The organism is Arthrobacter sp. 35/47, assembly GCF_000520475.1.
GTDB classification, from domain to species: domain Bacteria; phylum Actinomycetota; class Actinomycetes; order Actinomycetales; family Micrococcaceae; genus Arthrobacter_D; species Arthrobacter_D subterraneus.
Genome location: NZ_KI914591.1, coordinates 36,972 through 39,976 on the forward strand (window position 1 = coordinate 36,972; position 3,005 = coordinate 39,976).

Sequence of the window (3,005 nt, forward strand, 5' to 3'; positions counted from 1 at the left end):
CCATGACCTGCTCGACGAAGGCGCAAGCCATGACGCGGCGATCTGCTCGCCTCTCGTGGCCAACCGTCTGGGGCTGCGCATTCTTGCGGAACACATCGGGGACGTAGCCGACGCCGTGACCCGGTTCATCCTCGTGAGCAAGCCGGATACCCTCCCTGCCCGGACCGGAGCGGACAAGACCACCCTGGTGATCCCCCTTCCCGAAGACCACCCCGGCGCCCTGATGGAAATCCTCGATCAGTTCGCCGCGCGCGGGGTCAACCTCAGCAGGATCGAATCCCGGCCCACCGGCCTGTTCCTCGGCGACTACTTCTTCAGCATCGACGCCGATGGACACGTGACCGATGCGCGCGTTGCGGATGCACTTCAGGGCCTGCACCGGATCAGCCCGGGACTACGCTTCCTCGGCTCCTACGCGCGAGCGGACCGGCGCGAGTACGAGGTGGCTCGCCACACCTCTGACGAGGCATTTGCAGCGGCCCGGGAATGGGTTGATTCACTCCGTCATTCCCCCACACCCGACGCCGAAGACATAGGCTAGCCCTTTCCTACAGCTCCAACCCCAGGAGGCGGCGTGCCACGACTTCGGCGCAGTGACTGCAACAAGCCCGGGTACACGCGCAGCCGCCATGGCAAGGGGTTCAGTTACCGCAACCAGCGGGGTCAACCGCTGGAACGGGACGAACTCAGGCGCGTCAAGGAACTCGTGATTCCTCCGGCGTGGCAGGAGGTCTGGATCAGTCCATACTCCAACGGACATATACAGGCGGTGGGCACCGACGACGCCGGTCGGCGCCAGTACATCTACCATTCCGCCTGGCGGGAGAAAAAGGATCGGGAGAAATTCGACCGCGCACTCGATTTCGGTGAACGCCTCCCCAGTGCCCGGCGGGTCATCACCCAGCACCTGCGCAGCAACGGCAGCGGGCGGGAACGTGCCTTCGCTGCTGCGCTGCGCATTGTCGACTCCGGCGCGCTGCGGATCGGTTCAGCCCAGTACGCCGCACAGAACGGCTCGTTCGGCGTCACCACGCTGCGGGTGGAGCATGTCACCCTCAGCGGTCCGGTCATCACCCTCGGCTTCCCGGGTAAGAGCGGACAGCAGTGGGACACCACCATTGAGGATGCTGACCTGGCGGCTGCCCTGCGCCCGATGGTGCGCCGGGAGGATGCCGACACGATGCTGGCATACCGGGCCGCCGACGGGTCCTGGCATTCCATTGAGGCCTCGCAGCTCAACGAGTTCCTTCGCCAGGTCACCGGCGGCGGGTTCACCGCCAAGGATTTCCGCACATGGCAGGCAACCGTCGTCGCCGCCATGGAGCTCGCCCGGCTGGACCTGAAGGCCACCAGCCGCACTGCACGGCAGAAGGCAGTTGCGGCGACCATGCGTTCAGTGGCCGAGCACCTGGATAACACGCCGGCCATAGCCCGCAGCTCCTACGTGGATCCGCGCCTGGTGGACCGCTTCATGTCCGGGGAGGTCATCCCGGTGGCAAGTTACTCCGCCTCCGAGAAGGCTGTTCGCGAGCTGCTTAAAGCCTGAGAATCCTTTCCCCTGGAGCGGTCACTAAGTAGGCTGATGGTGAGCGCCCGGCCAGTGGCGCGACCCCTTGATGAAAGGCAGGCACCATGAGCGAGCAGCCACACAACAGTGAGGTCAACCCCAACAAGGGTGACGGATCAACGTCGGACCCCAACTGGCACGGCGATGCCGGAGACCAGGGCAACGACCTGCGTTTCGCTGAGGAGCAGCAGCTGATCAACAGTCAGGCGCAGAATGATGAGTCGACCGCTGATCCGACGGGCGGAGTCACCGGAGGCTACACCGGCGCCCAGCGTGCGGATGGCGTGGGTGAATACGCCGAGGGGGCCGGGCAGGTTGACGAAGGTGAGTACACCGACGTGGACGGCACCACCGATCTCGATTCAGGTGTCGAGGGAGAGTACACCGATGCCGACTCCGTTCCCTCGCTTCAGGAAGGTGGAGACGACACGGAGGGTACCGAGCGCCCCTAGCCCTCCACGGACGCGCTGAACATTCCCGCTGATGGCCCGGTTGCCCTTCCCGGTACCCGGGCCATCAGTGCGCCCGGGACCACGTTGACCGTGAGCGAGGTGACGTCGCCGGAGATATCCCCGTCCAACTGGGTTCCCGTTGCCTCGGAAACGCGCACCTCCACCTGCTTGGCCCGGTGGTAGGTGATGACGGGGATCGGCCCGGGGTGGCGGAAGAGTATCTGCACCGCAACCCACAACCAGCCGAGAATGCTGCGCGGGCTGGCGATGACCACGTCGAGATACCCGTCATCGATTGCGGCGTCCGGAACTATCGTGATGCCGCCGGGCAACCTGGCGCAGTTGGCGAAGAGGACACTGTGCACCTTGCGCGTCTGCGCCGGGCCGCCGTCAATGCTGATCGACATTCTCTGCCGCTTCCCGGGCAGGCTCCGCATTCCCGCCTCGCTGTAGGCGAGCCAGCCGAATTTCCTTTTGAGCGTGTCCTTGGTGGCTGCCACCACCACCGCATCGAGCCCGACGCCGCCCATCACCAGGAACGTGTGGTCTCCGGTCACGCCGGTCCGCTCGTTGCGCAGTTCAGCCCGGCCCATGTCGATCCGGCGGACGGCGCCGTGCAGGGCCTGGCGCACACTGCGCGGCACGTCATTGACCGCGATGCCGAGGTTGCGCGCCAGCAGATTGCCGGTGCCCAGGGGCAGCAGCGCAAGGGCCGTGTTGCTGTGGACCAGCGCAGCTGCCACCGCGCGGACGGTGCCGTCGCCGCCGGCGGCAATGACGACGTCGTACCCCTCCTCCACAGCGCGCCTTGCCTGTGCGGTACCGGGTTCGGCGACTGTGGTCTCCAGTACCAGCGGCGGGTCCCAGCCGGCATCGGAACAGGCCTGCTCCACCTGTTCGCGCGCAAGAGCCGCACTCAGCTTGACCGGATTCAGCACCAGCGCAACCCGCTGGTGTCCCGCCGCGGCGGGCACCGCCGGACGGGG

At 66.3% G+C, this 3,005-nt stretch carries 4 protein-coding genes; 3 read left to right on the forward strand and 1 reads right to left on the reverse strand.

Annotated elements, in window-relative coordinates:
* From X803_RS18245 to X803_RS0106485, 3 genes are all read left to right on the forward strand, one after another.
* On the forward strand, positions 1 to 541 hold a 541-nt coding region (locus tag X803_RS18245), incomplete at its 5' end, for a prephenate dehydratase (protein WP_275450940.1).
* A gap of 33 nt (positions 542 to 574) precedes the next feature.
* A complete protein-coding gene (locus X803_RS0106480) occupies positions 575 to 1,546 on the forward strand; it encodes a DNA topoisomerase IB (protein WP_026544511.1) in 972 nt (323 codons plus the stop codon).
* An 86-nt stretch (positions 1,547 to 1,632) separates the two neighbouring features.
* A complete protein-coding gene (locus tag X803_RS0106485) occupies positions 1,633 to 2,019 on the forward strand; it encodes a hypothetical protein (protein WP_026544512.1) in 387 nt (128 codons plus the stop codon).
* On the opposite strand, the gene X803_RS18250 is transcribed toward X803_RS0106485, so the two are convergent.
* Positions 2,016 to 3,005, reverse strand: a 990-nt coding sequence (locus X803_RS18250) for a diacylglycerol/lipid kinase family protein (protein ID WP_051470530.1), incomplete at its 5' end; no start/stop codon positions are given. The genes X803_RS0106485 and X803_RS18250 overlap by 4 nt on opposite strands.